This is a genomic window from Kribbella sp. NPDC056861 (genome assembly GCF_040687575.1).
Classification (GTDB): Bacteria; Actinomycetota; Actinomycetes; order Propionibacteriales; family Kribbellaceae; genus Kribbella.
Window position 1 is genome coordinate 320,923 of record NZ_JBFBNQ010000009.1, and the last position, 24,637, is coordinate 345,559.

Here is a 24,637-nt window from a genome sequence, read left to right on the forward strand (position 1 = left end):
ACCGAATGCTTTGCGGGCATTGGGTTCGGAGGTGGTGGCTGTTCTGCGTGCGAGGAGCTACATTGCATCGGCGTACGAGGCGCTGGCTAAACTCCCTGATATTCAGCCAGATTTCATTCCGCACTGGGCAGCAGCGGTACTCTGGCGACTGCGTGCGCCGCAGATACCGGTTAGCGGGGATGCGTGTCGCGAAATTGCTGCTTGCTTGACGTCTCTGGGTGTCAGCGCTCAGGTAATCCATGTGACGTTGACCATTCGCGATCACAGTGGTGAGCCGGTTGCCAGTCGAGGCGCCGACCCGACCTCTGGTTCTCATTGTGTGATTCACCTGCCGAGAATTTCGCGGTTCATCGACCCAGTTGCCCCATTTGTGGCGGTCGACTTCGAAGATCCACACGCTGTGCCGTTCGCCCAAGGTCAAACCATGGACGGCCTAATCACTCCTGTCATGCTGTACAAACCCACACACCTGCTGGAGTATCAACCGAGCACACTGGCTGCCCAGCATGCCCATCGCCACGAGATCAGCGACCCGCGCAACGTTCGCCGAGGCCTTATTCTGGCCGCAGAAGTTTTATACGCAATCCGGAGCCAGGGACTGGAGGGGCGTGTGGGTGACTACGTGCGCATCAGGCAGATGCTCGATCTCATTGGGTCCGCCGATATCCTGCGCATCGGGAATATCCTGCCAGTTTTCAGGGCATCAGATGGCTCGGAGTTCTCCATCGAGGATTTAGTGGGAAAGGTCAGCGGCAGATCGGGCTAGTACAATGCTCGCTCGAAAAGGGCGAGGTGGCAGATTCCGTGAGCAGCCGACCAGCCAATGTTTTCTGCCGCGGTGATATCATGCAGGGATTCAACTGAGATCCTCAGCAGGATCGTCTCGGCATCTGCTGACCGACTGCTCATCAAGTGGTGGAACGCGGACATTAATAGTAGCCTGTTTCGCGTGGCCGAAGATGCACCATTGATAGCGCTCGCAAATCTCGGCGATTCCGTAAGAATTCCCAGCAGCTCTTTGGCCTGCATGGTGCCCTCGGAGAGTCCGGCGAAAATGCAGGGTAGAGCGAGGTTGTGAACCAGGTCCACGAAGATAGGGTCGAGAGTCCCGCTCGGTCCTAGGGTTTGGATCAGTGTGACTGTTTCAAGCGTCGCCTCGCTCCATTTCTTTTGGCCAGCCAGAGCCTCGATCAAAAGGCGTTGGCAGACCAGCCGAGAAGTGCCGGTTAACGCATCGGACGCCAGGGCAGTACGGCAAGTAGATTCTGCATCGTCGTCCTTGCCGCTAGAGATAAGGGTCGAGGCAGATCGGATTGAGTCGATCGCACGCGTATAACCGGTCGGGCCAATCTGGGAAAGGATGCTCGAGAAGGCTTCCTCCAAACCTTGGAGATGGCTGTTCGAGAGCTGAATCGCTTGAGGTCGACGAAGCAGTTCACGGGCGTCGATCGCGAGTTTTGCAGCAGCATTCGGGTGCTCGAGTGCAATCTTCAGCGCGTAGCCGAGAATTGCCTCCAAATGCAGTACAGCGTCTGATTCGGTGGTAAGCACGAGTTCCGATGATCCGAAGAACATCTCGGCCAGCATGTACTTCGACTGCGCTACCAGAATTTCCCCGGCGGGGGCATTTTCCGAGAGTAGAGCGATCTCCCTCAGTAGGTACTGCTCAGCGCGGGCTTCGTCGCCTCTTGCGCGGTAGGAGCCGGCCAGGTTGCCGATGAGGTTGGCGCGCTCCGTGACGTCCGTGTCGGTATTGCTTGTATATTCAACAAAGGCTTGAGCGTGGCTGCTGATGATTAGTGCGCGTTGCACTTCGTTCAGTTCCAGGGCGCTCGTGAACCACCGGTTCAAATGCAGAGACAGTCTGGTCAGTCGCTCCGCAAGGTTGGGCCTTCGGAGCGCGGCCCGACGAAGGAAATCCTGGACGACGCTGTTGACCTTGATCGATTGGTACGCGTCAGGTGGGGCGGCGCCGAGTGAGGTCGGGGGCAGTTTTGTGTCGTACTCGATCAAGGAGAATTTCAGCAGTTCGCGAACTATTTCTGGCAGAGGCATTTCTTCGGGGATTAGGTAGATCGGACCGCTTGGGCCATCAGGAATCGGTGTCGCGCCGGGACCCAATACTACTGCACCCAGGAGAAGGTGGACCGGAATCTGTGATGAAGCGAGGAATGCCGTCCGCTCTAGCATGTTCACCGCAAGCAGTGCAGATGGGCGAAGTTCCCCATCGGCTGTCGTGGTATGCATTAGTTGATCAAGGCACAGTGCCAGCGCCGCTGTCAGAGTCGACGGATATCCTGGTGGAACGACGCTACTGTCCGAGACTGCCCGAGCGAGAATGATGTCGATGTAGCTGTCGATCTCGGTGATATCGAGGTTGCAACTGCTCATATAACCAGCTGCGAGCTCGAGGGCTAGGGGCCAGCCCTCGAGGGTGTCAGTAAGGCGTTCAAGGGCGCCCAGGCCTTGCGGCGGAATGTCCCTGCCCAGATCTAAACGCGTCGCCAGCAATGTGATCGCCTGCTCGGTCGTCATCCTGCCGACCTTTAGCTTGTGTGCTGCCCCAAGGTTGCTTTGGCTGTCAACCGAGGTAAGGAAAATATGTCCAGAGCCATGGTTGGGAATCCATGATTCGAGTATTCGGTCCGGTAATACATTGTCGAAGACCAGTGCCCATCGTCCCACCATGCGACTTAGCTCGACGTGTACGTAGTCACGGATTGCGTCGGCTGGGATCTCGTACACCACTTCGTGCGTCCAGCCACCCAAGTGAACTGCAATCCCGCGAAAAGACTGCTCAAGCAGGGCCGGTGTCTCGGCATCTACCCATGCGATGAGGTCGTAAGAATCGGCTGAATCGCAAAGGTAGCCAGCAGCCAGGCTCGATTTCCCGATGCCTGACGGTCCAATCAGACTGACTCGTTGAGGCAAAGACCGTTGCCGGGTCAGCATAGTCCGGATTTTCTTGAGAAGGTCGACTCTTGCGACGTCTGGTGGCTGAGGCATCTGTCCAACGATCACGCCCCAGTCCCGAACCCCGATAGTGCGCGCCAGTGTCTTACTGTCGACTGCTAGCGCGGCCCGGAAGTCCCGAACCGTGATCGTCGATTCAGAAGCGTCACCGGAACGGCGCAGGACCTCGGCGATGAGGTAGCCGGTCAGCAGACCAGCCGATTGATGACCGAGCCCGGCGCGGTGCTGTTCGCGGTACTCTCGGATTCGTTCACGAAGACCGTCGCTGATTTCTTGTCGATCCCGAGGATCGAACCGAACGTGCGAGCGAGCGAATCGCAGCATCTGCGCGTCGGACAGGGCATCTAGTTGCGCGAGACGCCGAGGGGCAGCGGCGGCGAGATCAGCCAATCGCTGCCGAATAGTTGTAGCGTCAGATCCGCGGTAGGGGAGCTCGTCAGAGAGCAATTGTGCAAACCTGTCTGGCCGTGAGTTGCTCAGCAGGTGGTACTCGTGCGCCTGATGGACCGAGATGAGATCAATAAGCGTCGCAAGAACCTCAGGTCCGCTCGTTGTCAGGTGCGGAGCTTTGCTCTTGACCTGCACCGCCACGCGAGAGTCGCCCTGCTGATCGAGTAGGTCGAAGTCCACGGTATCTGTGGATGCCGCCGGGACGGGACCTTCGATACGGATCGCCGAAATCTGTGGGTTCGAAAGCGCATCGAGCAGGTACTCAAGTGTGCGCAGATACTGATACTGAAATCCGCGTGCAGCAATTCGGCCACCGTCGCGCACGATATCCCCTGTTGAGAGTCCATTGGTTCCAACGCAAGTCTATGCAATCTGCATGGTCGGGGCAGAGCCCTCGTGACCGGGGAAGATCGGTGGGTGAGCAGGCAGGGCCTTCGGTTGTTGATGCAAACCGAAGCCCCCCGGTCCGCAAGGTCCGGGGGGCTTCGTCGTTGCTCAGGAAGGTCAGTAGACGTTCACGCCGTAGGTGGAGAGGGCTTCGGTGACCGGCTGGAAGTAGGTGGTGCCGCCGGAGGAGCAGTTACCGGAGCCGCCGGAGGTCAGACCCAGCGCGGTGCTGCCGGCGAACAGGGCGCCGCCGGAGTCGCCGGGCTCGGCGCAGACGTTGGTCTGGATCAGACCGGAGACGCTGCCCTCGGCGTAGTTGACCGTCGCGTTGACGCCGGTGACGGTGCCGTCGTGCACCTGGGTGGTGGAGCCGCTGCGCTGGACCGCCTGGCCGACCGAGGCGTCACCGGCCGAGGTGATCTCCTGGAACGAGCCGTTGTAGAGGTCCACGTTGCCGGCCGGTTCCGGCGTACCGGCCGGGTACTTCACCAGGGCGTAGTCGTTGCCCGGGAAGCTCGAGCCCTGGGTGTCGCCGACCGAGGTGGCGTGACCCGAGTCGGCGTACCAGGTGGCGGCGATGTTGCCGCAGTGGCCGGCCGTCACGAAGTAGTACGAGCTGCCGTCGGTCACGTTGAAGCCGAGGGAGCAGCGCGAGCTGCCGCCGTAGATGGCGTCGCCGCCGCTGACCAGCTTGGTCAGCTTGCCGGGGATCTTCTCGACCTTGACGTTGCTGCCGAGGCTCTTGGTGACGCCGGTCAGCGCCGTCAGCTTGGATCCGGTCACGGTGTCGTCGTACGAAACGGTGACGACGCCGGTCTTCGGGTCGGTCACCCACGCGGTGCCGGGGATCGATGCCTCGCGGGTCAGTGTCGCGGTGATGGCTGCCGGGCCGGGCGGCGCGGCGTTGGCCTGGGTGGCCAGCAAAGTGGTGGTAGCGGCGAGTCCTGCGGTGGCGAGAACTGCTGCGGTTCTGGAAATGCGCATGGTTCGTCTCCTCACGATGAGGACGCATTCGGGGGCGGATGCGTCCTAGACCTAACCGAGGAGAGACCTACCCGGCGTCTCTGTGAGTACTCGGATGGCGTCGCTATGTGAGGGTCATCCTTCGTCTGGCCGAGCCAATGCTATGCACATACCTAACTCGCGAGTTATGACAAACGCCCCCTGCCGACCAGCGGCAGGGGGCGTTCGGAGAGCCGTTGTCAGGGGCTCAGACAGATCAGTAGACGCTCACGCCGTACCGGCTGAGCACCTCGGTGACCGGCTGGAAGTACGTCGTACCGCCGGAGGAGCAGTTGCCGTTGCCGCCCGAGGTCAGACCCAGCGCGGTGGTGCCGGCGAACAGCGCGCCACCGGAGTCGCCGCCCTCGGCGCAGACGTTGGTGCGGATCAGGCCGGAGACGCTGCCTTCGGCGTAGTTCACGGTCGCGTTGGTGCCGGTGACCGAGCCGCTGCGCAGGCCGGTGGTGCTACCGCTGCGCTTGACCGCCTGGCCGACCGAGGCGTTTCCGGCCGTGGTGATGTCCTGGTACGAACCGTTGTAGAGGTTCACGTTGCCAGGGTGGTTGGTGTAGGAGGCGGGGTACTTGACGATCGCGTAGTCGTTGCCCGGGAAGCTCGAGCCGGTGACGTTGCCGACCAGGGTGGTCTTGGCCGAGTTGGAGTACCACGACGAGGCGATGTTTCCGCAGTGTCCGGCGGTCAGGAAGTAGTAGGTGCTTCCGCTCCGGACGTTGAAACCGACAGAGCAGCGGTACTGGCCGCCGTAGACGGCGTCACCACCGCTGAGGTACTTCGTGAGCTTGCCCGGAATCTTCTCCAGGGTGATGCGGCTGCCGAACTGCTTGGTGACGCCGGTCAGCGCTGACAGCTTCGACCCGGTCACCGTGTCGTCGTACGAGACGATGATCCGGCCGTCGGGCTGGGTGTTCCACGCGGTGCCGGGGATCGAGGCGTCCCGGGTCAACGTGGCGGAGATGGCGCTGGCCGACAGGGTGGACGGCTGCACGGGGGCAGCGGTCGCCTGGCTGGACAGCAGTGCGGTGGTAGCGGCCAATCCGGCAACGGCCAGGATTGCTGCGGTACGGCGGGCGGAAGGGAACTTCACGGTCAGCCTCCTCAGAATGAGAACGCGCTCGGGGCGGGTGCGTTCTTGACTCAACCGTGATCTGTTCTACCCGAAACTGTCATAAAGTACCCGTGCGAACTCGGAGAGTAAGGGTTTCCCTCCGTCCGCCCTCTTGCGGACCCTCAACCGGTGAGTTCGTGCCGCAAGGTGCTCCGCAGCTCGTGCCGCCCGGCCGTCAGCCGCGCGTGATCCACCGCGACCGCCGCGGTGTCACCCTGGACAATCACCGTCATCACGCCGTTTTCGAACCACGGCCCGTACGCCGTCCGCCAGCTCGCCGCGACGTCCTGGACGCCGGCCGACCGGGCCAGCGCGTGCAGCGCCTTGGTCATCGGGCGGCTGTCGAGCAGTTTGTTGGCCAGCCTGATATGCCAACCGACCGGGTTGCGGAACGGCGACATGGTCAGCTGCCGGATCGCCGTCCGCGGGTGTTCGACCCCGGTCAGCGACGCCTCGGCCAGGTAGCTGCAGTGCACGTCGCCGGACAGCATCAGGATCGACTTCGGCGGATCGTCGGACCGGACCAGGTCGCCGAACAGCTCGGTCACGTCGTCGAAGGAGTTGCGGAACGACGCCCAGTGCTCCAGATCCATCCCCTGCCGGATCTTCTCGCCGAGCCGCGATCCGCGCGCACCCCAGGCGCCGGACGAGATCGCCTCGTCCCAGCCCTCCAGGTGATGCAGCCCGGGCGCGAGCAGGAACGGCAGCGTGGAGGCGAACAGCAGGTGGTGGATCGGCTGGGTCGCCTCGATCGTGTGCCGCCGGACCCACTCCCACTCGTGCGCGTCGACCATCGCCCGCTCACCGGGTTGCAGATGCCTTGAGCACCGAGAATCCACCGCCACCAGCCGGACCCCGCGGGACCGGGCGCCGAAGTCTCGGTAGAAGCTCCACCGGGTCGAGGCCGGGTCCTCGTCGGCCTCCCAGGCGAACGCGTCCAGATAGGAGCTGCGCTCGTCCTCGTCGTCCAGCCCGCGCATCGCGGCGTACGTCGGATCCTTGTCCAGCTGCTCCGGCGACAGGTTGCCGAGGTGCTGGTAGACCCAGTACGACGCATAGGCGCCGACCACCCGGTCGTGCCACCAGGGCTGCTTGGTGACCCAGCGGCGCCAGGTCAGCGAGGTGTTCCAGTCGTCGCGCAGATCGTGGTCGTCGAGCAACATGCACAGCGGCACGGTCGAGAACAGCCACCGGACCGCCGGGTTCAGCCAGGCGTCGTCGTACAGCCAGGTGTACTCCTCGAAGTTGCCGATCTCGTCGGCCACCTCGGAGTCCTGCCGATCACCATGGGTGGCCCGCAACTTCTCCAGTACTGCGTCCGACGGGTCGTCCGCGTAGACCTGATCGCCCAGCAGCAGCACCGCATCGGGCCAGTCGACATCCTCGGGGGCCATCCGCTGGGCCAGCGCGACCAACGCGTCCGGCCCGAAATCCTTGAACCCCTGCTCGTCGAACGGCGCCGACCGCCGGCACGAACCGAAGGTCAGCCGGAACGTCCCGTCGGCCCGAGGTGTCCGGATCATACTCGGCCCGTACGGACTGTCGGCCAACGGCCACACCTTCTCGCCGTCCAGGTGCACCTCGTACGGCGTGGCGCTGGCCGGCTCGAGTCCTTCGATCAGCACCAGGGCGTAGTGGTGCCCGTGCACCGACCAGGTCCGGGTGCGATGCCCGAGTACCTCGACCTCGCCGGCCTCGGTGGTCTCGACCCACACAGTCGCCCGGGTTTCGTCGACGTACCGGAGCAGCGGCCCCAACTTCAGTTGCATTCAGGAAACGCTACCGCGCGGGCCAAGCTCGGTGTACCGGATCAGTAGACATTGACGCCGTACACGTTGAGGGCCTCGACGACAGGCTGGAAGTAGGTGACGCCGCCGGTCTGGCAGTCACCGGTGCCGCCGGAGGTGAGCCCGAAGGCGAAGTTGCGGTAGAACAGCGGGCCGCCGGAGTCGCCGTGCTCGGCGCAGACGTTGGTGCGGATCAGCCCGGCCACCCGGCCGTCCTCGTAGTTCACCGTGGCGTTCAGCCCGGTGACCCGGCCGCTGTGCAGCCCGGTGGTGGCGCCGGTGCGGTAGACGAGCTGGTTGATGCCAGGGTTCATCGCCTTGGTGATGTCCTGCGAGCGGCCGTTGTAGAGGTTCACGCTGCCGCCCGGCTTGAGCCCGGACCGGTAGACGACCAGGGCGTAGTCGTTCCAGGCGTAGCTGGAGTGGTGGACGGTGCCGATCCGGTTCGTCTTGTTCTCGTCGTGGTACCAGTTCGACGCAACGTTGCCGCAGTGGCCGGCGGTCAGGAAGTAGAACCGGCCCTTGCGCTGCACGTTGAAGCCGAGCGAGCACTTGTACTCGCCGCCCCAGATCACGCCGCCGCCACCGAGCTTCTTGCTGAGCTTGCCGGGCAGCTTCTCCAGCACGACCTTGTCGCCGCCCAGTGCCCGGGTCTGCTTGGTCAGCGACTGGAGCTTGGCGCCGGTCACGGTCGAGTCGTAGGAGACCAGGACCGTGCCGTCCGGCCGGGTCATCCACGCGGTGCCGGGGATCTCCACGCTCTCGTTCAGGGCGGCGGTGATCGCGGCCGCGGAGCGCGGCGGCTCAGGCTTGGCCGCCGAGGCGACCGGAAGGACCGACAGGGTGAGCGCACCGGTGACCAGCAGTGCTGCCACGCGGCTGAAAGAAGCAGTCATGGTGAACAGCCTTCCACTGTGAGCGGTCCAGACCGGTCGCTGGCAGCAACCGGCCGCATCTCAGTCGTGACGCAGTGAGTGCAACACGAACGATGCCAGCTCGCGGTACGCCTCGGCGTCACTGAGGCCGGTCCGCCGGGTGATGTCACCGCGCTGGATCGCCTGCATGGTGTGCGCGACCATCTCGGCCGCGAAGCCGATGTCGACCTGCCGGAAGGCCCGGCTGGCGATCCCGTCCTCGATCAGCGACCGGACCCGGTCGGCCGCGATCCGGGTGTTGCGCTCGTAGACCGACCGGGCCGGCGCGAACGTGGCGACGTCGTCCAGGAAGGTCCGGCCGGCCGGCCGCAGCGCGTCGGCGACGGCGTTCAGGTACGCCGCGATCCGGCGGTCCGGCCGGGTCTGCTTGGCGACCGCCGCCTCGACCTCCGCGGTGGCGTTCTTGAAGTAGTGCTTGACCACCTCGACGGCGAGCTGCTCCTTGCTCGGCGCCAGTGCGTACAGGGTCGTCTTGCTGCAGCGCAGCTCGGCGGCCAGGTCGTCCAGGGTGAACCTGCTGAAGCCTTGGCTGAGAAACAGGGACAGGAGCCGGTCGAGCAGCTCCGACTGCCTGCGGGTCCGACGCCCGGGGACGACTGTTGTCATATCGAGACAGCATAGAACGATACTCAAGTATGGTCTTCAGTATCAATGCGAGTATCATTTCGGTAGCTCGTTGAGAGGGGTGCCCGATGGCGGTCGACCGCTTGCTCCCGACCGAGGAAGCCGGCGATCTGCTGGGCCTGGTCCGGGACCTGTGCGAGCACGAGCTCGCGCCGTACGCCGCGAAGGCGGAAGAGACCGAGAGTTTCCCGCGGGAGGCGTTCCGCACGCTCGGCCGGGCCGGGCTGTTGGGCCTGCCGTATCCGGAGCAGTACGGCGGCGCCGAGCAGCCGTACGAGGTCTATCTGCAGATGCTCGAGGAGATCTCCGCGGCCTGGATGTCGGTCGGCGTCGGGCTGTCCGTGCACACGATGACCAGCTACGCGATCGCCAACTTCGGCTCGCCGGACCAGCGCGAGCTGCTGCTGCCCGACATGGTCGGCGGCGACCTGCTCGGCGCGTACGCGTTGTCGGAGCCGCAGGCCGGGTCGGACATCAGCGCGATGACGACGAAGGCGGTCCGCGACGGCGACGAGTACGTGCTGTCCGGCACCAAGTCGTGGATCACGCACGGCTCGCACGCCGACTTCTACACCACCTTCGCGCGGACCTCGGCCGATCCGAAGCACGGCATCTCGGCTTTCCATGTGCCGGCCTCGTCCGGCGGGCTCAGCTTTGGTGCACCTGAGCGCAAGATGGGCCTGACCGGGTCGACCACCACGCTGGTCAACTTCGACAAGGTCCGGATCCCGGTCGCCAACCTGATCGGCGAGGAGGGCGACGGGATGCGGATCGCCCTGTCGGCGCTCGACTCGGGCCGGCTCGGGATCGCGGCGTGCGCGGTCGGGCTGGCGCAGGCCGCGCTCGATCTGGCGGCGTCGTACGCGCTGGGCCGGGAGCAGTTCGGTCAGCCGATCTCGGACTTCCAGGGCGTCCAGTTCCTGCTCGCCGACATGGCCGCGGCGACCGAGTCGGCGCGCGCGACGTACCTGCAGGCGGCCCGGCGGCGCGACCTCGGCCGGCCGTTCACCCAGCAGGCGGCGATCGCCAAGCTGGTCTGCACCGACAACGCGATGAAGGTGACCACCGACGCGGTCCAGGTGCTCGGTGGCTACGGTTACACCCGCGAGTTCCCGGCCGAGCGCTACATGCGCGAGGCCAAGGTGACCCAGATCTTCGAAGGAACCAACCAGATCCAGCGACTGGTGATCAGCCGCGATCTTCTCAGGAGTGTTCGATGAAGCTTGGCCAGTCCGATGTCGCGCTCGTCACCGGTGGTGGCTCCGGCCTGGGCGAGGCGACCGTACGCCGGTTCGCCGCGGCCGGCGCCGGCGTGGTGATCTGCGACCTGCCGTCCTCGGCCGGCAAGGCGATCGCCGACGAACTGGGGGAGCGCGTCGTGTTCGTGCCCACCGATGTCACCGACGAGGCCGCCGTCACGGCTGCCCTCGACGCGGCCGCCGAGCTGGGCTCGCTGCGCCTGGTCGTCACCTGCGCCGGCATCGCCACCCCCGGCCGGGTCGTCGGCCGCAAGGGACCGTTGCCGCTGGCAACCTTCAGGCAGGTGATCGAGGTCAACCTGATCGGCACCTTCAACGTGCTCCGGCTCGCCGCCGAGCGGATGATCGCCCTCGAGCCCGACGAGGACGGTGACCGCGGTGTGGTCGTGATGACCGCCTCGATCGCGGCGTACGACGGCCAGATCGGCCAAGCGGCGTACGCGTCCAGCAAGGGCGCCATCGTCGCCCTCACCCTGACCGCCGCCCGCGACCTGGCCGACAAGGGCATCCGTGTCGTCACCATCGCCCCCGGCACGATGGAGACCCCGATGCTGGCCGGCCTCCCCGAGGACGCCCGCAAGGTCCTGGAGCAGCAGGTCCCGCACCCGGCCCGCCTCGGCCGCCCCTCGGAGTACGCCGCCCTCGTCGACCACATCGTCGGCAACCAACTCCTCAACGGCGAAGTGATCCGCCTCGACGGCGCCCTCCGAATGCCCCCGCGCTGATCAACTGTCCTGTGGACAGACGTCGGGCGAGGTCTCAACGCGGATAACTTCTCTGCTGAACCGACGGACGGTTCGCGGCGGAGGAGGTGTCTGACAAATATGTACTACAATGTGACGATGGTCGAGATTCCGGTACGGGTGCTGAATCAGGAGACAGCGAAGGTGCTGGCCCGGGTGAAGCAGGGTGAGGAGATCGAGATCACCGAGCGCGGCGCGGTGATCGCCCGGCTGATCCCTGCCACCCCGTCCCCGGTCGCTCGTTTGCTGGAGACCGGCAAGCTCCGGCTGCCGCGAACCACCGGCCCGCTGCCGCACCCACGGGGTGCGGTGCGCACGGATCAGCAGGCTGGTGAGTTGCTGGAGGAGATGCGGGACGAGGAACGGTACTGATGATCTACCTCGACACCGCGGCGCTGGTGAAGCTCGTCCGTCGCGAGGTGGAGTCGGATGCCCTCGTCGACTGGATCGTGGATCAACCGGACGAACTGCTGGTCTCCTCGACCCTGGCCGAGGTCGAGCTTCCTCGTGCTGTACGACGGACCGAGCCGGCCTTGTTGGCCGCCGTCCCCGGCGTGCTCGGCCGGATCGCCGTCTACGAGATCGACGAGCTGGTCCGGACGACCGCTGCCGCCTACGAAGAGCTCGCCCTCCGGTCGCTCGATGCGATTCACCTCGCCACCGCGGACGCAGTACTGGCTGACGACCTGACGTCCTTCGTGACGTACGACCGCAGGTTGCTTGCTGCAGCGGAAGACCTGGGACTGCCGATCGCGTCTCCAGGTCTTCCGGATGCCCCGCGCTGACTACTTGGACTTGGCGGGGCTGTAGTTGATCAGGCCGAGGCCGCTCTCGCCGGTCCAGCCGGCCAGCGCGTGGGCGCCGGTCAGGAGTGGTTCGAGGTAGGACCTGGCCAGGCGGCGGGTGGTGGTGCCGTCGAAGGTGCCGTTGTCGGTGCACTGGCTGTAGCGGATGGTGACCTCGGCGTCGTGCTTGCTGCCCTTGACCAGGAGCAGGACGTCGACCGGGCTGAAGTCAGTGCACTCCGGCTTGTTGGGTCCACCGCCTCGTGGTGCGGCGAGGATGGCGGCCACTGTCGAGCGGGCTCGATCGGCCGGCAGGGTGGAGCTCGCGGTCAGGACTTGAGCGCCGTAGGAGCAGACGCTGATCGACCGGACGGCCCCGACGGTCGCCAGCGGGTTGCCGGTGCGGGGCGCGGCGATCGGGACCACCGGCGGGCAGCCGTTGCCGTCGACGCTGACGATCGGGGTGACCGTATCGAAGATGCGCCTTCGTTGGGCCGCGTCACCGGCGAAGACAGTCACCTTCACGTTGTCGAACTCCCGGGTCTCCTCGACCCAGCCGTCGCCGGCGTCCTGACTGCCGACCAGCCGCGAGGACGCGAACCACAGGTACGGCGAACGCACCGCGGGTCCCAGCACCCAGGACTGACAGCCGATCGACGGCACCATCCCCGGGCGGCCGACGTACGGGGGCTCCTTCTTCTGCACCATGCAAGCCGGCCGGTCGGTCGTGCCGTAGGTCCAGTCGCTGGGCACCTGGAGCTGGATCGTCCGATAGGACTCCCAGCGCCAGCCCTCGGTCGGTGTCGGGCCGGGCGAGATCTGAGTTGCCGGGGCAACGTCCGGACCGGCTGTCACCCCCGGACCCAGCACTGAATGGACGCCGAAGATGCCGGTGGCCACCGCCGCGCAGGCGAGGACGAGTGAACCGGCTGCCCGGCCGGAGCGGCGGCGACGCAGGCGGGAGCGCACGGTGTTGAGCAGGTCGCGGTCGTCGGGCGCCTGAGCGGCCTGCCGGTCCAGGCTCTCCGTGAGCAGGGTTTCTTCCTGGCTGGTCATCAGTGGGTGACCTCCTCGGTCGTGCCCAGGCTCGTCCGCAGGGACGCCAGGGCGCGATGGATCTGGGAGCGGACCGTGCCGGGAGTGCAGTCGAGGATCTCGGCGATCTCGTTGTCCGGCAGCCCTTCGTAGTACCGGAGGACGACGGCGGCGCGCTGTTTGGTCGGGAGGGAGGCGCAGAGAGCCCAGACCGCGTCGTGTTCGGCGTACGGTCCGGCGTGGTCCGCTGTCGCCGAGTCGAAGCCGGCGGCCTCGCCGACCGGCGTCTCGCGACGGAAGAACTTGCGCCAGCGGGAGATGTCGGCGTTGACGACGGCCCGGCGCAGATAGGCCTCCGGATCACCGGCGCTCTGGATCCGCGACCAGCGCGAGTACGCCGCGACAAGGGCGTCCTGCACTGCCTCTTCGGCGCGCGTGTGGTCCCGGGTGACCAGGTACGCGAACCGCAACAGCGCGGCACCTCGCGCCCTGACCCACTCGTCGAAGTCCATCCCCCACCTCCTACCCGGTACCACGCAGGCGGGAGGGGAGACGTTGCATGTCAGTCCAGATCGGGGTCGAGCGTCGTACCGGGCAGCGGAGCCGGCGGCAGGGTCAGCTTCTCGTCCGGCTTGGCGGCCAGGACGTCGCCGACGTACGAGCGGGCCGCCTCCATCGTGTCGATCTCGTGGCCGGCCTGCTCGGACAGGAACCAGCGGTGCTCGAGTACTTCGTGGAACACCTCGGCCGGCTCGAGTTTGCGCTTCAGGTCCCGCGGGACCGAGCGGACAACCGGTTCGAACACGTCGGTCAGCCACTCGTGGGCGACGATCTCCTCGTCCTCGTTCTGCTGGTCGGTCGCGGCGGAGTACGAGTCGAGGTCGTTGAGCAGCCGGCGGGCCTGGTTCTCCTCGACGTCGAGACCGGTCAGCCGCAGCAGCCGGCGGGAGTGGTGGCCGGCGTCCACCACCTTCGGCTGGATCCGGACCTGGCTGCCGTCCCAGTCGGTGATGATGTCGATCTCGGCGACGTCGAAGCCGAGCTCGTTCAGCCGCCGGATCCGGGAGTCCAGCCGGTGCATCTCGTCGGAGTGGAACTCCTCCGGCGCGGTCAGCTCCTTCCAGAGCGCCTCGTACCGGGCGGTGATGGTGGTGATCGTCTCCAGCGGGTCGATGTCCTGGTCGAGCAGGCCACCGGCCTCCAGGTCGGAGAACTCGCCGAACAGGTTGATCTCGGCGGTGTAGAGGTCGTGCGCGCGCTGGCCGTCGGAGATGTCCTGGTGCAGCTCGCCGGTCTCGGCGTCCACCAGGTACGCCGCGAAGGCGCCGGCGTCGCGGCGGAACAAGGTGTTCGACAGCGAGCAGTCGCCCCAGAAGAAGCCGAGCAGGTGCATCCGGACGATCAGCGCGACCAGGGCGTCGATCAGCCGGTTGACGGTGTCCGGGCGCAGCGTGCTGGAGAACAGCGCGCGGTACGGCAGCGAGAACTGCAGGTGCTTGGTGACCAGGATCGAGTCGAGCGGCTCCCCGTTCTTGTCCAGCCGGTCGGTGATCACGCCGACCGGCTCGACCGAGGGGGAGTCGAGGCGCTCCAGGTCGCGCAGCAGCCGGTACTCGTGCATCGCGAGGTGTTCCATCACTTCTTTGATCGCGTAGACCGTGCCGTTCACCCGGACGAAGCGGACCACGTGCCGCGAGATACCGCGCGGCAGTGCGACGAGCTGGTCCTCGGGCCAGTCCTCCAGCGGGATGTCCCACGGGAGTGACAGCAGTCCGGTGTCCGGGCGGGTGGCGACGAAGCGAGGCACGGTGACCAGTGTGTCAGTTCCTGACGGATCGGGTAATGAACGTAAGCGACTGCAAGAATTTGCGAAATATGGCGTAGTGTTTGCGTTATGACTCGACGTCTTGCAGAGGTGGCCAAAAAGGTCGGTGTGAGTGAAGCGACCGTGAGCCGGGTGCTGAACGGTAAACCGGGCGTCTCCGAGGCGACCCGCGAGGCGGTGCTGACCGCGCTGGACGTGCTCGGCTACGAGCGTCCGACCCAGCTTCGTGGCGACCGGGCCCGGCTGGTCGGCCTGGTGCTGCCGGAGTTGCAGAACCCGATCTTCCCGGCCTTCGCCGAGGTGGTCGGCGGCGCGCTGGCCCAGCAGGGCTTCACCTCGTTGCTGTGCACCAGGACCGTCGGCGGTGTCTCCGAGGCCGACTACGTCGACCTGCTCCTGCAGCAGCAGGTCTCGGGCGTCGTCTTCGCCGGTGGTTTCTACGCGCAGGCCGATGCGCCGCACGCGCACTACGAGCTGATCCAGGAACGCAAGCTGCCGACCGTGCTGGTCAACGCGGCGGTCGACCATCTCGGCTTCCCGCAGGTGTCCTCGGACGACGTGGTCGCGGCGGAGATGGCGATCGGCCACCTGCGCGCGCTCGGCCACCAGAAGATCGGGATGGTGCTCGGACCGCGCGACCACATCCCGTCGCGGCGCAAGCTGGACGCCTTCCTCGCCTCGCCGGAGGCCGACCCGGCCCTGGTCGAGCACACCATGTTCTCGCTCGAGGGTGGCCACGCGGCCACCAGCCGGCTGGTCAAGCAGGGCGTCACCGGCATCGTCTGCGCCAGCGACATCCTGGCGCTCGGCGCGATCCGGGCGGTCCGCCGGGCCGGCCTGTCGGTGCCCGACGACGTCTCGGTGATCGGGTACGACGACTCCGCGATGATGAACTGCACCGACCCGCCACTGACCACGGTCCGGCAGCCGATCGACGCGATGGGCCGGGCCGCCGTCGACATGCTGGTCGCGCTGATCGAGCGGGCCGCCGTACCGGCCGACGAGTTGCTGTTCGAGCCCGAGTTGGTGGTCCGCGCGTCGACCGCCCGGCTGAGGTCGACAGCCAAGGTGTAAGCCTGGTCTGACAACGACAGACACCCCACGGGGGTCTCGAACAGGGAACTGTTCGAGGCCTCCGTTTTGTTTTGTTCCCTCGCGTAGTCACGTTTTTGCAACTTGCGATCGAAGTATTGCGCACATCCGGTCGCGTTGCCTACGGTACGGACCACATCCGAGGGGCGGGACGGAAAGCGCCCTCGTCAGCAGAAGGGCACATCGATGAGGACAACGAGCCACCGCAAGGCGCTCAGCCTGTTGCTCGTGGCAGGGCTCGGCCTGGCGGCCGCGTCCTGTGGATCCGGGGACGACAAGCCGGCCGCACAGAGCTCCGGCGACGCGAACGCCCCGGTCACGATCACCGTGGGCTGCCAGCCGCCGAAGAGCAACCCGAAGGAACGCGCCGGCTGGGACGAGGACGTCGCCGCCTTCCAGAAGCTGCACCCGAACGTCACGATCCAGAGCAAGGACGCGTTCCCCTGCATCAACCCGGACACCTTCCAGGCGAAGCTGGCCGGCGGCACCCAGGAGGACGTCTTCTACGTCTACTACACCGACGTGCAGAAGATCATCAAGGCCAAGCAGGCCGCGGACATCAGCCCGTACCTGGCCGACGTGAAGGCCCTCAAGGACGTCCGCCCGGATGTCCAGGGCGTCTTCAAGTCCGAGGACAAGACCTACGGCCTGCCGCGCAACAACTACAACATGGGCCTGGTCTACAACCGCAAGCTCTTCACCCAGGCCGGCCTGAACCCGGACTCGCCGCCCAAGACGTGGGGCGAGGTCCAGGAGGCCGCCAAGAAGATCGCCGGTCTCGGCGCGGGCTACACGGGCTTTGGTGAGTACAGCGCGGGCAACACCGGCGGATGGCACTTCGCCGCCTCGCTGTACGCCCGTGGCGGTTCGATGGTCGCCGACGACGGCAAGTCGGCCGCGTTCAACAGCGCCGAGGGCAAGGCCGTGCTGGAGAACCTGAAGAAGATGCGCTGGGACGACAACTCGATGGGCACCAAGCAGCTGCTGCAGTGGGAAGACCTGATGCGGATGATGGGCTCGGGCAAGCTCGGCATGATGATCGGCGCGCCGGACGTGGTCCAGTCGGTCAACAACGACTTCCAGGGCAAGTTCGAGGACTACGGCGTGACCGCCGTACCGGAGTCGCAGGGCAAGTCGTCGCTGAGCGGTGGCGACGGCTACATGTTCAACCCGAAGGCGACGCCGGAGAAGATCAAGGCCGGGCTGGCCTGGCTGGAGTTCCACGAGCTGACGCCGGGCAAGGGCCAGTTCAACTACGAGCGGGCCAAGACCCAGGGCCGCCCGGTCGGCCTGCCGATCCCGGACCTGTACGGCAACTCGGCGCCGGGGAAGGAAATCGTTGCTCTGCGCAAGCAGTTCGCGACCGTCCCGGTGGACCACTTCACCCCGTACGTCGACGCGCAGGCCGACATCACCAACAAGCTCGAGCCGCCGAAGGCGCAGGAGCTGTACGCCGTCCTGGACGTGGCGATGTCCGCGGTGCTGACCCGCAAGGACGCCGACATCGACAAGCTGCTCTCGGACGCTGAGGGCAAGGCGAACAAGATCCTCGCCAAGAACACCTGATGGCTCTGCTGACCGCGAAGCCGCCGGTGCGCCGCTCCCTTCCCCAGGGAGCGGCGCGCCGCGCGGTGGGCAGGAACCTCACGGCGTACGGGTTCCTGTGCGGGGCGCTGATCTGTTTCGCCTTCTTCTCCTGGTACCCGATGATCCGCGAGGTCGTGCTCTCCTTCCAGGAGAACAACTTCGTCGACCCGGCCAAGTGGGTCGGCTTCGACAACTTCCGCACCGTGATCGAGGACCCCGCGTTCCGGTCGGCCTGGATCAACACGGCCGCGTTCAGCGGCCTGTCGCTGGTGATCGGCTACGCGGTCCCGTTCGTGCTCGCGGTGGTGCTGAACGAACTGCGGCACGCGCGCGGCTACCTGCGCTTCGTCGTCTACCTGCCGGTGATGCTGCCGCCGGCTGTCGGCGTGCTGTTGTTCAAGTGGTTCTACGATCCGGGCGCCGGCCTGTTCAACCAGATCCTGGACGTGTTCGGGATCCCGCCGCTGGCCTGGCTCGACTCCTCCAGTACCGCGCTGGTGTCGCTGGTCCTGGTCTCCACCTGGATGAACCTCGGCACCGGCACCCTGATCTACCTGGCGGCCCTGCAGAGCATCCCTGGTGAGCTCTACGAGTCCGCCGAGCTGGACGGCGCCGGCCTGTTCAAGCGGGTCTGGCACGTGACCATCCCGCAGACCAAGCTGATCCTGCTGGTGATGCTGATGCTGCAGGTGGTGGCGACCATGCAGGTCTTCATCGAGCCCTACCTGCTGACCGGCGGCGGCCCGGAGAACGCGACCGTGACGGTGGCCTACCTGATGTACCAGTACGCCTTCAACTTCGGTGACTTCGGCGGCGGTGGCGCGCTCGGCCTGATGCTGATGGTGGTCCTGATGGTCTTCTCGACGATCTACCTGCGCGTCTCGCGGGACAACGAAGGTGGCCGATGACAACGACTCTGCAACCGCGGCAGGTGCTCGAGGCAACCACGCCGGCGCCCGCGCCCCGGCGTACGGGCAAGAAGAAGCGCAAGGGCAAGGACCGCGGTTACGAGACCAGGAGCCTGGTCTCGCCGCTGGCCCTGCAGTCCGTGCACGGCAAGGTGATCTACTGGACCGTGCTGGTCGTGGTGGTGATCGGCTTCACGCTGGCCTTCGTCTTCCCGCTGTACTGGATGGTGACCGGCGCGCTGAAGTCACCGGAGGAGATCGCCCAGATCCCGCCGAGCTTCTTCCCGAAGACCTTCGACTTCGGCGTCTACGCCGATGCCTGGAACCAGCTCCAGCTGGGTGTCTTCCTGAAGAACACCGCCCTGTACGCCGGTGGCGCGTGGCTGTTCACCCTCGCGGTCGACGTCACCGCGGCGTACGCGCTGTCCAAGCTGCGGCCGTTCTTCGGCAAGGTGATCCTGGCCCTGATGCTGGCCACCTTGATGATCCCGCCGATGGTGCTGCTGCTGCCGACCTACCTGGTGGCCAAGGACGTGCCGCTGTTCCACTTCAGCCTGCTCAACACCCCGTGGGCGATCTGGTTGCCGGCGGCAGCGAACGGGTTCTTCATCTTCCTGCTCAAGCGGTTCTTCGACTCGATCCCGCGCGAGCTGCTGGAGGCGGCCGAGATCGACGGCGCCTCGCCGATGCGGATCCTCTGGTCGATCGTGCTGCCGGTCTCCCGGCCGATCCTCGGCGTGGTGTCGATCCTGTCGGTCGTCACGGTCTGGAAGGACTTCGTCTGGCCGCTGCTGGTGCTGCCGGAGACCGACAAGATGTCGATCAGCGTCGGGATCGCGTCGCTGTCCGCGCAGATGCCGCAGAACGTGCTGATCGCCTCGCTGGTGATCGCGTCGCTGCCGACGATCCTGGTCTTCTTCGTGTTCCAGCGCAGCATCATGGCGGGCCTCACCGCCGGAAGCCTCAAAGGCTGATCCCCCTCCCAACCCCCCAAAGGAGAAGCAATGTCGGATACATGGTGGCGCGGAGCAGCGATCTACCAGGTCTACCTGCGCAGCTTTGCCGACGGCAACGGTGACGGGATCGGCGATCTGGCCGGACTGCGAGCCAAGCTGCCCTACCTGGCCGAGCTCGGTATCGACGCGATCTGGCTGAACCCGTGGTACCCGTCGCCGATGGCCGACGGCGGCTACGACGTGGCCGACTACCGCGCGATCGATCCGAGCTTCGGCACCCTCGCCGAGGCGGAGGCCTATATCGAGGAGGCGCACGCGCTGGGGATCCGCACCATCATCGACATCGTCCCGAACCACGGCTCCGACCAGCAGGACTGGTTCGTCCAGGCGCTGGCGGCGGGACCGGGGTCGGTCGAGCGGGAGCGGTTCCTGTTCCGCGACGGGCGTGCGGGTGGCCTGCCTCCGAACGACTGGCAGTCGATCTTCAACGGGCCGGCCTGGACGCAGGTCGCGGACGGCCAGTGGTACCTGCACCTGTTCGCCCCGGAGCAGCCGGACTTCAACTGGCGCAACCCGGAGGTGGTCGCGGAGTACCACGACATCCTGCGGTTCTGGCTGGATCGCGGCGTCGACGGCATCCGGATCGACAGCGCCGCGGTGCTGTTCAAGGACCTGGACAGTGTCGAGGAGTCGTACACCGACCACGACGAGGTGCACGAGGTGTACCGCGGCTGGCGGCAGATCAGCGACGAGTACGAGGGCCGGTTCCTGGTCGGCGAGATGTGGATGCCGGACCAGGAGCGGTTCGCGCTCTACCTGCGGCCGGACGAGATGCAGACCGCGTTCAACTTCGACTTCCTGTCCCGCCCCTGGGAGGCCGAAGAGTTGCGCGCGTCGATCGACCTGACGCTGACCACGCACGTGCCGATCGGAGCACCGCCCACCTGGGTGCTCTCGAACCACGACGTCACCCGCCCGGTGACGAAGTACGGGCGTCCGGACACGTCGTTCTCGCACCAGGACCGCAAGCACGGCATGGTCACCGACCCGGTGCTGGGCGAGCGTCGGGCCCGCGCCGCCGCCCTGCTGGCGATGGCGCTGCCCGGCAGCCTCTACGTCTACCAGGGCGAGGAGTTGGGGCTGCCCGAGGTCGAGGACCTCCCGGACCACTTCCTGCAGGACCCGATCTGGGAACGCTCAGGCGGCTCCGACCGAGGCCGCGACGGCTGCCGGGTCCCCATCCCGTGGTCCGGCAAGGAGCCACCCTTCGGCTTCGGCGCCGGTACTCCGTGGCTCCCGCAACCCGCCGACTGGAAGAACCTCACCGTCGAGTCCCAGCAGGTCGACCAGAACTCGATGCTCGCCCTCTACCGCAACGGCTTGAAGATCCGCCGTACCGCGCTCGGCGACGGCACTCTCACCTGGCTCGACACCCCGCCCGGTGTCCTGGCCTTCACCCGGGAGACGTTGATCTGCGTGGTCAACCTGACGCCGGACCCGATCAGCCTGCCGGCCCACACGGAGCTGCTGCTCACCAGCAATCCGCTGGAGGAAGGCAAACTGCCAAGCGACACCACCGCCTGGCTCCGCTGACCCGCCCCTGGAGCCCTGGGCCACAGACCAGGGCTCCATGGGGTCAGTTCTTGTCAAGTGGTTGAAAGCGGCGCAGCCGCAGGCTGTTGCTGACGACGAAGACCGAGCTGAACGCCATCGCGGCGCCGGCCAGCATCGGGTTGAGCAGACCGGCAGCGGCCAGCGGGAGACCTGCGACGTTGTAGGCGAAAGCCCAGAACAGATTGCCCTTGATCGTGCGCAGCGTGGTCCGCGACAACCGGATCGCATCAGCCGCCGAGCGGAGATCGCCGCGCACCAGCGTCAGGTCACTCGCCTCGATCGCGACATCCGTGCCCGTGCCCATCGACAACCCCAGATCGGCCTGGGCCAGAGCAGCAGCGTCGTTCACCCCGTCGCCGATCATCGCGACAGTACGGCCCTCTGCCTGCAGCTTCTTCACGGCGTCGACCTTGCCCACCGGCAGCACCTCGGCGATCACCTCGTCGATACCAACTTCGGCGGCAACCTTCTGCGCCACCGCCTCGTTGTCACCGGTCAGCAACACCGGCCGCAACCCCAGCGCCTTCAGCTGGCGAATCGCCTCGGCCGAGCTCGGCTTCACGGTGTCGGCAACCACGAGCACCGCCCGCGCCTTGCCGTCCCACCCGACCGCGACCGCAGTACTGCCCTCGGCCTCGGCATGCTCCTTCGCATGCGCCAGCGCCGCCGGCAGCTGCTGACTCCACTCCTCCAGCAACTTCGTCCGGCCGACCAGCACGGCATGCCCGTCGACGATCCCTTGAACGCCAAGCCCTTCGACGTTCCCGAAGTCCTCGACCGCAGCGAGCTTGCCCACCTCATCAGCAGCCCCGCGAGCAATCGCCTGCGCGATCGGGTGCTCACTCGAGTGCTCCAGCGCCCCCGCCAGCCGCAGTACCTCGGACCGCTCCTCGCCCTCGGCGAGCAGCACGTCGACCAACGCCATCCGCCCGGTCGTCACGGTCCCCGTCTTGTCCAGTACGACGGTGTCGACCCGCTGCGTCGCCTCCAGCACCTCCGGACCCTTGATCAGGATGCCGAGCTGCGCCCCGCGTCCCGTCCCGACCATCAACGCGGTCGGCGTCGCCAGCCCCAGCGCACAAGGGCAAGCAATGATCAGTACTGCGACCGCCGCCGTGAACGCGACCTCGGTCGGTGACCCGTTCCCGAGCCAGAACCCCAGCGTGGCCAGCGAAAGCCCGATCACGATCGGCACGAACACGCCGGAGATCCGGTCCGCCAGCCGCTGCACGGCCGCCTTCCCGTTCTGCGCGTCCTCCACCAGCCGTGCCATCTGCGCCAGTTGGGTGTCCGACCCGACCCGAGTAGCCCGTACGACGAGCCGCCCACCGGCGTTCACGGTCGCGCCGACGACGGCATCGCCCGCGCCGACCTCGACCGGCACCGACTCACCGGTCAGCATCGAGGCGTCCACCGCACTCGAACCGGTGACGACCACCCCGTCGGTGGCGATCTTCTCGCCCGGCCGCACCACAAACTCGTTGCCCACAGCAAGCTGATCGGCGGGGATCCGGATCTCGTCACCGTCCCGCAGGACGGCGACCTCCTTGGCGCCCAGCTCCAGCAGCGCCTTCAACGCGGCCCCCGAACGCCGCTTGGCGCGCGCTTCGATGTACCGGCCGGCCAGGATGAACGTGGTCACCCCGGCCGCGACCTCGAGATAGATCTCCTCCGCCCCGCTGCCCCGCGAGGGGATCAGCGTGAACGGCATCTTCATCCCCGGCGCACCCGCTTCACCGAGGAAGAGCGCGTAGAGCGACCAGATGAACGAGCTGATCACACCGACCGAGATCAACGTGTCCATCGTCGCGGCGCCGTGCCGCAGGTTCGTCCAAGCAGCCTTGTGGAACGGCCAGGCAGCCCACGTCACCACAGGCGCCGCGAGTGTCAGCGACGCCCACTGCCAGAAGTCGAACTGCAACGCCGGAATCATGCCCAGGGCAATCACCGGTACGGCGAGCGCGATGCTCGCGAACAACCGCTCGCGCAGCGGCCGCAGCTCGTCGACGGGTTCCGGGCTGTCGGCAACAGGGGGAGTGGGCAACGAAGCGGTGTAGCCGGTCGCCTCGACGGTGGCGACCAGGTCGTCGGTGCTGATCCCCTCGGTGAACGTCACCTTCGCCTTCTCGGTGGCGTAGTTGACGGTGGCGGTGACGCCGTCCATCCGGTTGAGCTTCTTCTCGACCCGGTTGGCGCAGGAGGCACACGTCATGCCACCGATCAGGAGCTCGACGGAGTTGTCCGGTGTGGTCATTGCTGGGCCTCCTATCCGTGTCCGTGCGGAGATTCTTCAGCGGCGCCGGGCAGCTCGCTGGGCGGCACGATCGCCGTGCCGTCGGTGCCGACGTTCACGGTGAACTCGGCGGTGCGCACCTTCCCGGCGTGCTGGAAGTCCAGGAACAGGCTGTAGGTGCCGGCGGTCGGGAAAGTGGTCCCGAAGATGATTCCCGGTCCGCCGGTCATGCCCGCCTTCGCCTCCTTGGACGGATGCGTGTGCAGGTAGGCGAGGTCGCCGCCGCGCAGCGACACCAGGTGGCCGAAGGCGCCGAGGTACGGCTGCAGGTCGGTGACCGGCTTGCCGGCCTTGCTGACGCTGAAGGTCAGTTCTGATTCCTTGCCGGCGACCGGCGTACCGGCGAGGGTGATGGCGTAGCCGTCGACGGAGTACACGCTCGCCGGTTCGTTCAGCGGGACCGGGATGTAGAGACCGCTGACGTTGACATCGGCGCCCAGGGTGATGGTCTTGCCGAGCGCGGTGGGCTGGAAGTCGGTGAAGATCCGCCACTGGCCACCGGCGGTGAACGTGAACGGGATGCTCCAGGTGCCGTCGGCTGCCCGGGTCGGGTGCACGTGGTGGAAGCCGGAGAGGTCTCGCCTGACGACGATCAGGTGGAGGTCCTTCTCATGGGTCGCCGTGTACTGCGTGACGGGCTTGCCGTCCGGGCCCTGGATGGTGAAGGCGAGCTGCTGGGGCTTGCCTGGCTGGAAGAAGGTGCTCTTGGGCGCCAAGGTGTAGCCCGACTGGGACACCGCGAGTCCGGGTGGCTGGGTATCGGACGCGCTGTGCCCGGACTCATGGGCTCCGCCCGCCTCGTGACCTTCGCCCGTCTCGCCCGTCTCGCCGGTCTTGCCCTCGGGCATGCCGCTCATCCCGCCGGCGTCGCCGTCGGCGTGCTCGCCGGAAGGCGCCGGGTTGGCTGCCGCGATCGGGTCCACCGCGGAGCCGATCGCGAAGGCGCCGGCGAAGGCCAGCGCCACCGCACCAGCGAACGCGCCGAGCCGGATCGCGACAGCCCTGGTCATGCGCTCGCGCCCGGTGCGGCCAGCTCGTAGCCCGCTTCGTCAACCGCTTCGCGGACCACGGTCTCGTCCAGCGCGCCCTCGCTCGTCACGTGCACAGCGGAGGTGCCGCCCTTGACGAGGTCGATGGCGACCTCCTGGACGCCCGGCAGCTTGCCGAGCTCCTCGGTGACGGCGGCGGTGCAGTGACCGCAGGTCATGCCGTTGACGGAGTACGTGGTGGTGGGCATAGCAGTGCTCCTAGCTCGA

General features: G+C 66.5%; 22 protein-coding genes. 10 read left to right on the forward strand and 12 right to left on the reverse strand.

Features of this window, described 5'->3' with window-relative positions:
* The first annotated feature begins 34 nt into the window (after positions 1–34).
* Positions 35–766 (forward strand): hypothetical protein, encoded by a 732-nt coding sequence (locus tag AB0P21_RS38420; RefSeq protein ID WP_363703909.1) that lies wholly within the window; start codon positions 35–37, stop codon positions 764–766.
* Here the strand turns inward: AB0P21_RS38420 and AB0P21_RS38425 are convergent.
* The 6 genes from AB0P21_RS38425 to AB0P21_RS38450 form a co-directional block, all read right to left on the reverse strand.
* The gene (locus tag AB0P21_RS38425; protein WP_363703911.1) at positions 763–3,747 is read right to left on the reverse strand and encodes a hypothetical protein; all 2,985 of its coding nucleotides are present in this window, start codon (positions 3,745–3,747) and stop codon (positions 763–765) included. The two genes, AB0P21_RS38420 and AB0P21_RS38425, sit on opposite strands and share 4 nt — an antisense overlap.
* Positions 3,748–3,927: 180 nt before the next feature.
* Positions 3,928–4,794 carry a S1 family peptidase gene (locus AB0P21_RS38430; RefSeq protein ID WP_363703913.1) on the reverse strand — a complete coding sequence of 289 codons (867 nt, stop codon included), beginning with the start codon at positions 4,792–4,794 and terminating at the stop codon, positions 3,928–3,930.
* A gap of 235 nt (positions 4,795–5,029) precedes the next feature.
* Positions 5,030–5,917 (reverse strand): S1 family peptidase, encoded by an 888-nt coding sequence (locus AB0P21_RS38435; RefSeq protein ID WP_363703915.1) that lies wholly within the window; start codon positions 5,915–5,917, stop codon positions 5,030–5,032.
* Positions 5,918–6,060: 143 nt separating this feature from the next.
* On the reverse strand, positions 6,061–7,707 hold the full coding sequence (locus tag AB0P21_RS38440) for an alkaline phosphatase D family protein (protein WP_363703917.1): 1,647 nt from the start codon (positions 7,705–7,707) through the stop codon (positions 6,061–6,063).
* 41 nt (positions 7,708–7,748) lie between these two features.
* Positions 7,749–8,621, reverse strand: coding sequence for a S1 family peptidase (locus AB0P21_RS38445; RefSeq protein WP_363703919.1), 873 nt, complete (start codon positions 8,619–8,621; stop codon positions 7,749–7,751).
* Between the two features lie 60 nt (positions 8,622–8,681).
* Positions 8,682–9,266 carry a TetR/AcrR family transcriptional regulator gene (locus AB0P21_RS38450; protein ID WP_363703921.1) on the reverse strand — a complete coding sequence of 195 codons (585 nt, stop codon included), beginning with the start codon at positions 9,264–9,266 and terminating at the stop codon, positions 8,682–8,684.
* An 86-nt stretch (positions 9,267–9,352) separates the two neighbouring features.
* Here AB0P21_RS38450 and AB0P21_RS38455 point away from each other — a divergent pair, with 86 nt between their 5' ends.
* The 4 genes from AB0P21_RS38455 to AB0P21_RS38470 all read left to right on the forward strand — a co-directional run bounded on the left by AB0P21_RS38455 (position 9,353) and on the right by AB0P21_RS38470 (position 12,071).
* Positions 9,353–10,504, forward strand: coding sequence for an acyl-CoA dehydrogenase family protein (locus tag AB0P21_RS38455; RefSeq protein ID WP_363703923.1), 1,152 nt, complete (start codon positions 9,353–9,355; stop codon positions 10,502–10,504).
* A complete protein-coding gene (locus tag AB0P21_RS38460) occupies positions 10,501–11,268 on the forward strand; it encodes an SDR family NAD(P)-dependent oxidoreductase (protein ID WP_363703925.1) in 768 nt (255 codons plus the stop codon). The genes AB0P21_RS38455 and AB0P21_RS38460 overlap by 4 nt, the downstream gene beginning before the upstream one ends.
* A gap of 117 nt (positions 11,269–11,385) precedes the next feature.
* Positions 11,386–11,658 (forward strand): type II toxin-antitoxin system prevent-host-death family antitoxin, encoded by a 273-nt coding sequence (locus AB0P21_RS38465; protein WP_363703927.1) that lies wholly within the window; start codon positions 11,386–11,388, stop codon positions 11,656–11,658.
* Positions 11,658–12,071 carry a type II toxin-antitoxin system VapC family toxin gene (locus AB0P21_RS38470; protein ID WP_363703929.1) on the forward strand — a complete coding sequence of 138 codons (414 nt, stop codon included), beginning with the start codon at positions 11,658–11,660 and terminating at the stop codon, positions 12,069–12,071. The genes AB0P21_RS38465 and AB0P21_RS38470 overlap by 1 nt, the downstream gene beginning before the upstream one ends.
* Here the strand turns inward: AB0P21_RS38470 and AB0P21_RS38475 are convergent, their stop codons facing one another.
* The 3 genes from AB0P21_RS38475 to AB0P21_RS38485 are packed head-to-tail and all read right to left on the reverse strand — an operon-like array spanning position 12,072 to position 14,913.
* Positions 12,072–13,127 carry a hypothetical protein gene (locus tag AB0P21_RS38475; protein WP_363703931.1) on the reverse strand — a complete coding sequence of 352 codons (1,056 nt, stop codon included), beginning with the start codon at positions 13,125–13,127 and terminating at the stop codon, positions 12,072–12,074.
* On the reverse strand, positions 13,127–13,618 hold the full coding sequence (locus AB0P21_RS38480; RefSeq protein ID WP_363703933.1) for a SigE family RNA polymerase sigma factor: 492 nt from the start codon (positions 13,616–13,618) through the stop codon (positions 13,127–13,129). Before AB0P21_RS38480 ends, AB0P21_RS38475 begins: the two co-directional genes overlap by 1 nt.
* A 50-nt stretch (positions 13,619–13,668) precedes the next feature.
* Positions 13,669–14,913 carry a DUF4032 domain-containing protein gene (locus AB0P21_RS38485; RefSeq protein WP_363703935.1) on the reverse strand — a complete coding sequence of 415 codons (1,245 nt, stop codon included), beginning with the start codon at positions 14,911–14,913 and terminating at the stop codon, positions 13,669–13,671.
* An 87-nt stretch (positions 14,914–15,000) separates the two neighbouring features.
* Here AB0P21_RS38485 and AB0P21_RS38490 point away from each other — a divergent pair, with 87 nt between their 5' ends.
* From AB0P21_RS38490 to AB0P21_RS38510, 5 genes are all read left to right on the forward strand, one after another.
* The gene (locus tag AB0P21_RS38490; RefSeq protein ID WP_363703937.1) at positions 15,001–16,005 is read left to right on the forward strand and encodes a LacI family DNA-binding transcriptional regulator; all 1,005 of its coding nucleotides are present in this window, start codon (positions 15,001–15,003) and stop codon (positions 16,003–16,005) included.
* 204 nt (positions 16,006–16,209) lie between these two features.
* Positions 16,210–17,589: an extracellular solute-binding protein gene (locus tag AB0P21_RS38495; protein WP_363703939.1), complete on the forward strand. Its 1,380-nt coding sequence runs from the start codon at positions 16,210–16,212 to the stop codon at positions 17,587–17,589.
* Positions 17,589–18,518, forward strand: coding sequence for a sugar ABC transporter permease (locus AB0P21_RS38500; protein ID WP_363703941.1), 930 nt, complete (start codon positions 17,589–17,591; stop codon positions 18,516–18,518). Before AB0P21_RS38495 ends, AB0P21_RS38500 begins: the two co-directional genes overlap by 1 nt.
* A complete protein-coding gene (locus AB0P21_RS38505) occupies positions 18,515–19,492 on the forward strand; it encodes a carbohydrate ABC transporter permease (RefSeq protein WP_363703943.1) in 978 nt (325 codons plus the stop codon). The genes AB0P21_RS38500 and AB0P21_RS38505 overlap by 4 nt, the downstream gene beginning before the upstream one ends.
* Positions 19,493–19,522: 30 nt before the next feature.
* Positions 19,523–21,067: an alpha-amylase family glycosyl hydrolase gene (locus AB0P21_RS38510; RefSeq protein WP_363703945.1), complete on the forward strand. Its 1,545-nt coding sequence runs from the start codon at positions 19,523–19,525 to the stop codon at positions 21,065–21,067.
* A gap of 43 nt (positions 21,068–21,110) precedes the next feature.
* Here the strand turns inward: AB0P21_RS38510 and AB0P21_RS38515 are convergent, their stop codons facing one another.
* Genes AB0P21_RS38515 through AB0P21_RS38525 form a run of 3 tightly spaced genes read right to left on the reverse strand, consistent with a single transcriptional unit; the run spans position 21,111 to position 24,618 of the window.
* Positions 21,111–23,342 (reverse strand): heavy metal translocating P-type ATPase, encoded by a 2,232-nt coding sequence (locus AB0P21_RS38515; protein WP_363703947.1) that lies wholly within the window; start codon positions 23,340–23,342, stop codon positions 21,111–21,113.
* An 11-nt stretch (positions 23,343–23,353) separates the two neighbouring features.
* Positions 23,354–24,391, reverse strand: a complete 1,038-nt coding sequence (locus AB0P21_RS38520) for a hypothetical protein (RefSeq protein ID WP_363703949.1) — start codon at positions 24,389–24,391, stop codon at positions 23,354–23,356.
* Positions 24,388–24,618 carry a heavy-metal-associated domain-containing protein gene (locus AB0P21_RS38525; RefSeq protein WP_363703951.1) on the reverse strand — a complete coding sequence of 77 codons (231 nt, stop codon included), beginning with the start codon at positions 24,616–24,618 and terminating at the stop codon, positions 24,388–24,390. Before AB0P21_RS38525 ends, AB0P21_RS38520 begins: the two co-directional genes overlap by 4 nt.
* Positions 24,619–24,637 lie beyond the last annotated feature (19 nt).

Excerpts from the sequence above, each read along its gene's own strand:
- AB0P21_RS38440 (WP_363703917.1), bottom strand. The coding sequence starts at position 7,707 with ATGCAACTGAAGTTGGGGCCGCTGCTCCGGTACGTCGACGAAACCCGG.
- AB0P21_RS38525 (WP_363703951.1), bottom strand. The coding sequence starts at position 24,618 with ATGCCCACCACCACGTACTCCGTCAACGGCATGACCTGCGGTCACTGC.
- AB0P21_RS38495 (WP_363703939.1), top strand. The coding sequence starts at position 16,210 with ATGAGGACAACGAGCCACCGCAAGGCGCTCAGCCTGTTGCTCGTGGCA.
- AB0P21_RS38455 (WP_363703923.1), top strand. The coding sequence starts at position 9,353 with ATGGCGGTCGACCGCTTGCTCCCGACCGAGGAAGCCGGCGATCTGCTG.
- AB0P21_RS38475 (WP_363703931.1), bottom strand. The coding sequence starts at position 13,127 with ATGACCAGCCAGGAAGAAACCCTGCTCACGGAGAGCCTGGACCGGCAG.
- AB0P21_RS38465 (WP_363703927.1), top strand. The coding sequence starts at position 11,386 with ATGGTCGAGATTCCGGTACGGGTGCTGAATCAGGAGACAGCGAAGGTG.
- AB0P21_RS38430 (WP_363703913.1), bottom strand. The coding sequence starts at position 4,794 with ATGCGCATTTCCAGAACCGCAGCAGTTCTCGCCACCGCAGGACTCGCC.
- AB0P21_RS38480 (WP_363703933.1), bottom strand. The coding sequence starts at position 13,618 with ATGGACTTCGACGAGTGGGTCAGGGCGCGAGGTGCCGCGCTGTTGCGG.
- AB0P21_RS38470 (WP_363703929.1), top strand. The coding sequence starts at position 11,658 with ATGATCTACCTCGACACCGCGGCGCTGGTGAAGCTCGTCCGTCGCGAG.
- AB0P21_RS38450 (WP_363703921.1), bottom strand. The coding sequence starts at position 9,266 with ATGACAACAGTCGTCCCCGGGCGTCGGACCCGCAGGCAGTCGGAGCTG.
- AB0P21_RS38460 (WP_363703925.1), top strand. The coding sequence starts at position 10,501 with ATGAAGCTTGGCCAGTCCGATGTCGCGCTCGTCACCGGTGGTGGCTCC.
- AB0P21_RS38515 (WP_363703947.1), bottom strand. The coding sequence starts at position 23,342 with ATGACCACACCGGACAACTCCGTCGAGCTCCTGATCGGTGGCATGACG.
- AB0P21_RS38490 (WP_363703937.1), top strand. The coding sequence starts at position 15,001 with ATGACTCGACGTCTTGCAGAGGTGGCCAAAAAGGTCGGTGTGAGTGAA.
- AB0P21_RS38445 (WP_363703919.1), bottom strand. The coding sequence starts at position 8,621 with ATGACTGCTTCTTTCAGCCGCGTGGCAGCACTGCTGGTCACCGGTGCG.
- AB0P21_RS38505 (WP_363703943.1), top strand. The coding sequence starts at position 18,515 with ATGACAACGACTCTGCAACCGCGGCAGGTGCTCGAGGCAACCACGCCG.
- AB0P21_RS38510 (WP_363703945.1), top strand. The coding sequence starts at position 19,523 with ATGTCGGATACATGGTGGCGCGGAGCAGCGATCTACCAGGTCTACCTG.
- AB0P21_RS38500 (WP_363703941.1), top strand. The coding sequence starts at position 17,589 with ATGGCTCTGCTGACCGCGAAGCCGCCGGTGCGCCGCTCCCTTCCCCAG.
- AB0P21_RS38520 (WP_363703949.1), bottom strand. The coding sequence starts at position 24,391 with ATGACCAGGGCTGTCGCGATCCGGCTCGGCGCGTTCGCTGGTGCGGTG.